Source organism: Mycobacterium sp. TH-M11 (genome assembly GCF_057473725.1).
Genome location: NZ_JBYCLD010000106.1, coordinates 1 through 5,869 on the forward strand (window position 1 = coordinate 1; position 5,869 = coordinate 5,869).

Here is a 5,869-nt window from a genome sequence, read left to right on the forward strand (position 1 = left end):
CACAGCTTCGCCTAGTGGGTCGGCCCGAGCGTCGGTCGTCGACATAACCCCGACAGTGACCGCAATAACGCACGCAATGGCAAAGGTTGAGTTACCGGAAGGCAAATGATGGCCGAAAAGACTGCGCGACGCAGAACTTCCCAGGCGGAAGCGGTTGCCCATATTCGACAAGGCGAGACGTTCACGATCAATCTGCCGATTTTCGGGCAGTTCGAAATCCCCCCACCCGAGGCGCTGGCTTACTACGGGGGTCTGGCCGCGCTGGCTGCGTTCGAGCTGATCGACTGGCCGGTCGCGCTGGTCATCGCCGGCGGCCACCTGCTTGCCAGCAATCACCACAACAAGCTGCTCGAGGAGCTCGGCGAGGCCATCGAGAGCGCCGAGTAACGCCGTCAGCCCGCCCCGGCGCCGAGCATGCGACGCGCCGCTTGGACGTCGTGGTGGATCGGCATGCACATCAACTCCGCCACCCGGAACATGAAGCTTGTCGGCGCCAACACAATAACAATTTCGTTGTCGGCGAGCAGCTTGTCCAGGGCCGAGAAGCCAGCGCTGTCAAAGTATTTCACATTAGTCAGATCAAGGATCATCGGCCGCTCACCGGGAACGGCTCGCACCGACCGGTCAAAGTCGACGACATTGGACGCGTCGACCTCGCCGGTCAGCGTCACCTCGACCGGCACTGATTCACAGACGCTCTGCAGCTCGAACTCCGCGTGCCTCATGCCGTAACGCCTTTCAGGAGACCCGACTCCGGCAGTACCGCCTGATCGAACGTCAACGTGATTCGCGTACCGGCGGCGGTCCGGACCGTCCTCACATCGTCAGCCAGACCGTTGATCATGGTCAGTCCTCGGCCGCGCCTTTGGCTGCGCTGGCTCGCCGACGAATCGCCCGACCATTGACCGGCGTCGCTGACGGTGGCGGTGACAGTTTGGCCGCGTACGAACGCTTCCACGGAAACCGTCTTGCTGCCATCGGCGCCGCTGCCGTGCTCGATCGCATTCGTCACCGCCTCGCCGGTGGCCAACAGGATGTCGGATTCCCGTCGCGGATTCACGTCGATGCCGGAAAGCCAGCTGCGCAATCGATGTCGCGCATCGGCGATGTGATCCAGGGACGCGGGCACCACGGTGGCGAAGCTTCGGGTGGAGCTGTGACAGGGACGCAGCGCCAGCAGCACGACGTCGTCGGTGTAACCGCCGGGCGGAGCCATCCGGTCGAGTAACTCGTCGCACAGGTCGCCGACCGGGAGGTCGGCGCGGTACGCCGCGGCACCGAGCAACCGGTCGAAGCCGTCGTCGAGTGCCTCACCGGGCCGCTCGATCAGTCCATCGGTGTAGAGCAGAACGACGCTGCCGGAAGGCAATTCGTGCACCGCAGTGTTGCCCTTGAGCGCTCTCTCCGAGGCCGCGACCGGTGGCCGCCGGCCCTGCGACAGGTAGACCGGTGGCTGGTCCGGGGTCACCAGCAGCGGATAGGGATGTCCCGCGCACGAGTAGCTGATTCGGGCGATGCCGTCGCCGGTGTCGGGGTTCGAACCGTCGTCGATCACCGCGTAACTGACCGTCGCGCACCGCGCGCCTGGCACGGTGGCCGCATACCGGTCCAAGTTAGCCAGCACCGCGCCCGGGTCGGCGTCGGTCAGCGCGCTGGCCGCCAAGCCGGCCCGCAGCCTGCTCATCGCGATTGCGGCGGGCAGACCGTGCCCGACCACGTCGCCGACCGAAAACGCAATCCGCCCTTGGTTTTCCAGCGGCAGTACGACATACCAGTCACCGCCGACTCGCATCGCCTCACCACCGGGCTGATAGACCGCGGCGACGACCGCCGCCGTCGACCCATGGTCGAGGTCGAGTAGGTGGTCTTGGAAGTCCACGGCGATCCGGTGTTCGCGTTGCACGTTGCGGATACGGTCGACCCTCGACTGGGTGGCCCCGGCCACCTGGGCGGCCCATTCGAGTTCAGCGGGAGCGAACTGCCGCGGCTTGGGCCAGAGCATCCCGAGCGAACCGATGATCTTCCCGTCCGAACCCCGCAGCGGCTGGCTGATACACGACCGCACCAAGTCCGACGTCTCGCCCACCACGTGCCGATAACGCGAGCTGAGGCTCAGCGTGTCGGTGATAACCATCGACTGGCCGGTCCGGATGACATCCACCGGCACGATCGGGGTGTCCATCGACGCAATGTGGTAACGGTCACGGATCTCCGGCGGCACCGCGGCGCTGTATTCGAATCGGAGCGTCTTCGCCTCGGTGTCGAGCAACCCAAGGCAGATGATCGGTGGCTCACCCGTCACGAACGCGGCGCCCTGCAGCGCATCGACGATCGCGACGCTCGAATCAGCGGTCTTTAGCGCGGCATCGAGTTGAGCGAAGTCCAGCGCTGTCCGTGCCCGGGCGTCGCTGGTTCGCCGGCTGGCGCGTTCGCGCGCCGCGGCCGACAGGCGGGCGGCCACGCGGTCGATTAAATCCTGCGATCTGAACGGCTTTGGCAGGTAGTCGTCGGCGCCGCCGGCGAACCCCGCGCTGACGGCGTCCGCGCCGGCCCTTGCCGAAAGCATCAGCACCGGGGTGGCTGCCAACGCCGGATCGGCCCGGATGGCGTCGAGCAGTTCGAATCCGTTCAGTCGCGGCATCATCACGTCGGTCACGACGGCATCGGGGTGGTGTCGGCGGGCTGACTCGAGGGCTTCTAGGCCGTCGCTGACGAGCACCGTCCGCCAGCGTGTCGACAGCACCCGCTCCAAATGGGCTCGCATATCAGCGTTGTCGTCGGCGATCAGCACCAGCTCACGACCGTCGGACACCGGCAGCGCGGCGCCCGCCGCTCGCGGCGGCACCCACTGGCCAGCCTCGACGACGTACGGGTTGTGCAGAAGTCCCGCCGGCGCATGGGCGGTGGGCTTACCACGCACGGATCGGGGCAACCGGATGGTGACCGCGGTGCCGCGGCCGAGTCGGCTGTCGAACTCGACAGCCCCGTGTTGCACTTCGACGAGGCCCCGCACCAACGACAAGCCGATCCCGCTGCCCTCGACGCTGCGCCCGAGCGCGTTCTCCGCGCGAAAGAACCGCTCCCCCAAATGCTTCAGGTCATCCTCGGCGATACCGACACCGGTGTCGCGGACCATGATGCGACAGAAGGCCTTATCACCGTGTGCGGTCACCGTGATGGAACCGGCCGGGGTGTATTTCACGGCGTTGGACATCAGGTTGAGGACGATGGTTTCCCACAGACCGGGATCGATGTCGGCCAGCGCCGGGCGACAATCGAGTACCAACTCAAGATCGGCGCGTCGACACAGTTCGGAAAACGACGACGCGATGTGCGCCGTCAGCGCACCGATGTCGGTACACACCAACGTGGCGGTGGTGCGGCCGGCGTCGATGCGGGAGAAGTCCAACAGCGAATCAACCAGCCGCTGCAGCCGTCCCGCATTGCGACGCGCAGTGCCCAGCCGATCCGCCATCACCCTGCCGATGCCGGTGTCGCTCAACGCATCGTCGAGTGGACCCAGCAACAGCGTGAGCGGGGTGCGGAATTCGTGACTCACGGTTGTCAGGAAAGCCGTCTTGGCGTGGTCCAACTCGGCAAGCGTGTCGGCCCGGCGCCGCTGCTGTTCATACGCCATCGCCGAGGCGATCGCCGAGGACAACCGGTCGGCGAGCAACTGACAGAAGCCGACGTAGTGGTCGTCCAGTCGGCACAGCGGATTCGTCCCGATCAGCAGAGCCCCGCCGGCCGCTCCCTCACCGAGCGGTAGCAGCAGCGCATGGTCCGGACAGTCGCCGCCCAACACCTCGTCAATGCCGTCGATCAAGGCCGCGACGTTGTCGATCATTCGCGTCGGCGGCCGCGCGGGAGATTCGGTCAACTCCGCCAGCGTCGGCGGCAGCAACGACAGCACCGACGGCGTCGCCGCCTGCAGCGTCGCGCCCGATGCCTCGGGGCCGTCGAGGTACACGGCTATCAATGGCACGTCGGCGGGACGTTGCACGCACACGGCGACAGTCGCCTGCAGGGCGCCGTCGATGGTGTCGGTGTCCATCAACGCGGAAGCCACGTCGTTGAGCAGGCGCAGTCGGCGTTCGCTGAGTACCCGGTCGGTGGTTTCGAACGACGGGCAGATGAGCCCGAAGATGGTGCCGTCATCGTCGACAAGTGGGCTGTAGGTGAAGGTGAAATAGCGTTCGCGGCGCCTACCCTCGGTCACGACGGGCAACATCAGGTCGTGCGACCATGTCGCTTCGCCGGTGGCAATCACCTTGGCCAGCATCGGGCGGATCGGGTCCCACACATCCCACAACGCGTACTGGCCACGCTGACCCAGCGCGGCCGGATGCCGGTCGGCGATGATCGGGATGTAGGCGTCGTTGTAGATCAGAAACAGCTCGTCGGTGTCCAGGCCCAACACCATCGGAAAACTCGACATCAGCACCATTGCGACCACCGAGCGCATTTCGGCCGGCCATGCCTGCGGCGTCCCCAAAGGGTGTGCGGTCCAATCGAATTCAGCGAACCGTCGGCCCATCTCGCCGCCGCGCGCCACGGCTACGGCGAGGTCAGGCGGCAGCACTTTCGGATCGAGTGGCCAGCCGCGGCGTTCGTGGCCGCTCACGACCCGCGCTCGGACTCACGGCCTTCCAGTGCATCCGGCAGCGAGGGGTAGAGCTCGATCAGGCTGTCGAGGTTCGTCACCTCGATCGGGCGCACCACCAAGCCGTTGTCGGCGACCACCCGGACCGATATGCCGGCGCGAAGCCCCTGCTCGTGAACGTCGAGTACCGCGTTCAGCCCCGCGCTGCCGAAATACGTCACGCCGTTGAGGTCGACGATGAGCAGTCGGGAATCCTGACCGCCGGCCCGCTGCAACGCGGACTCCAGCTGCGACCGAAGCTGGCGCGCCGTACCCGAATCGATTTCCCCCGAGGCATGCACCAGTAAAGCGTCGGGTCGAACCTCGGATTCGACCACCAACATTTCCATCGCGTTCTCACCCACCTCGACGCACTCAGATTCCGTCAGCCAGAGCCACGGCCACTAGATCCAGCCTATCTGGCAGGACACTTGTCCGGCAGGACACCTAGGCGGTGGATTCACCCGGAATGCGAAGGTGCACGGTCAGCAGCATGTGGTCGAAGGCAGCTTGAGTGTCCGCCGACAGCGTTGGCTGCGTGGCGATTTCGGCGACAAGTTGCTTGGCGAGCGAACGCAGCTTGGTATTGGTTTCCTGCGATCGCCACCTCAGCACGCCGAATGCCTGCTCGGGGCTGACCCGGTAGATCGCCACCAAGATGCCTTTGGCCTGTTCGATGACGGCGCGCGCCTCGAACAGATCGGGCAGGGCCTCGTCGAGGGCGTTCTGGCGGTTCTCGACGAAGGTGGCGGTGAGATCGAGGTAGTGGCCGGCGGTTCCCACCACCGCCCCGTCCGCATCGGAGATCCGGTCGGCGACCACAATCGCGTCGTGCACGGTGCCGGCCGTGTCGATGAAGCGGTGCCGGCTGGAGAAGGAGCTCTTGGACAACAACGCCCGGTCCAGCAGATCCTGCACATGGTCGCGGTCTTCGGGGTGCTGGTGCGACATCAGCAGCTCGGTCGTCGGCTCGACGGTCCCCGGCTCGTAGCCGTGCATCCGGGCGAGTTCGTCGGACCATTCCCAGCGCTGCCCGACAAACCAGAAGCGGAACGCGCCGACACCCGGTTTGTCGACGTCGACGACCGGCCATCTGGTCGGCCAGATGTCGGCGTCGCCGCTCGTCTCGGCCCGCTCCTGCACGCTGACCATCCTTGCACCGATGCCACTGCTTGCCTACCGATCGGCCGGCAGCCGATTGGGTACGCATCGCCGTGGTCTGGCCCG

General features: G+C 66.1%; 5 protein-coding genes. 1 reads left to right on the plus strand and 4 read right to left on the minus strand.

Going from position 1 to position 5,869, the window contains the following annotated elements; translation table 11 throughout:
- Positions 1–105 precede the first annotated feature (105 nt).
- Entirely contained in the window at positions 106–387 is a 282-nt protein-coding gene (locus AC2VOG_RS04625) for a hypothetical protein (protein WP_486938742.1), read from the plus strand.
- Positions 388–392: 5 nt separating this feature from the next.
- Here the strand turns inward: AC2VOG_RS04625 and AC2VOG_RS04630 are convergent, their stop codons facing one another.
- The 4 genes from AC2VOG_RS04630 to AC2VOG_RS04645 form a co-directional block, all read right to left on the minus strand.
- Complete coding sequence (locus tag AC2VOG_RS04630; RefSeq protein WP_486938743.1) at positions 393–671, minus strand: STAS domain-containing protein; 279 nt, start codon at positions 669–671, stop codon at positions 393–395.
- Positions 672–721: 50 nt separating this feature from the next.
- Entirely contained in the window at positions 722–4,624 is a 3,903-nt protein-coding gene (locus tag AC2VOG_RS04635) for a SpoIIE family protein phosphatase (RefSeq protein WP_486938744.1), read from the minus strand.
- A complete protein-coding gene (locus AC2VOG_RS04640) occupies positions 4,621–5,007 on the minus strand; it encodes an STAS domain-containing protein (protein WP_486938746.1) in 387 nt (128 codons plus the stop codon). The genes AC2VOG_RS04635 and AC2VOG_RS04640 overlap by 4 nt, the downstream gene beginning before the upstream one ends.
- 82 nt (positions 5,008–5,089) lie before the next feature.
- The gene (locus AC2VOG_RS04645; protein ID WP_486938747.1) at positions 5,090–5,794 is read right to left on the minus strand and encodes a PAS and ANTAR domain-containing protein; all 705 of its coding nucleotides are present in this window, start codon (positions 5,792–5,794) and stop codon (positions 5,090–5,092) included.
- Between the last annotated feature and the right edge of the window lie 75 nt (positions 5,795–5,869).

Excerpts from the sequence above, each read along its gene's own strand:
- AC2VOG_RS04625 (WP_486938742.1), top strand. The coding sequence starts at position 106 with ATGATGGCCGAAAAGACTGCGCGACGCAGAACTTCCCAGGCGGAAGCG.
- AC2VOG_RS04645 (WP_486938747.1), bottom strand. The coding sequence starts at position 5,794 with ATGGTCAGCGTGCAGGAGCGGGCCGAGACGAGCGGCGACGCCGACATC.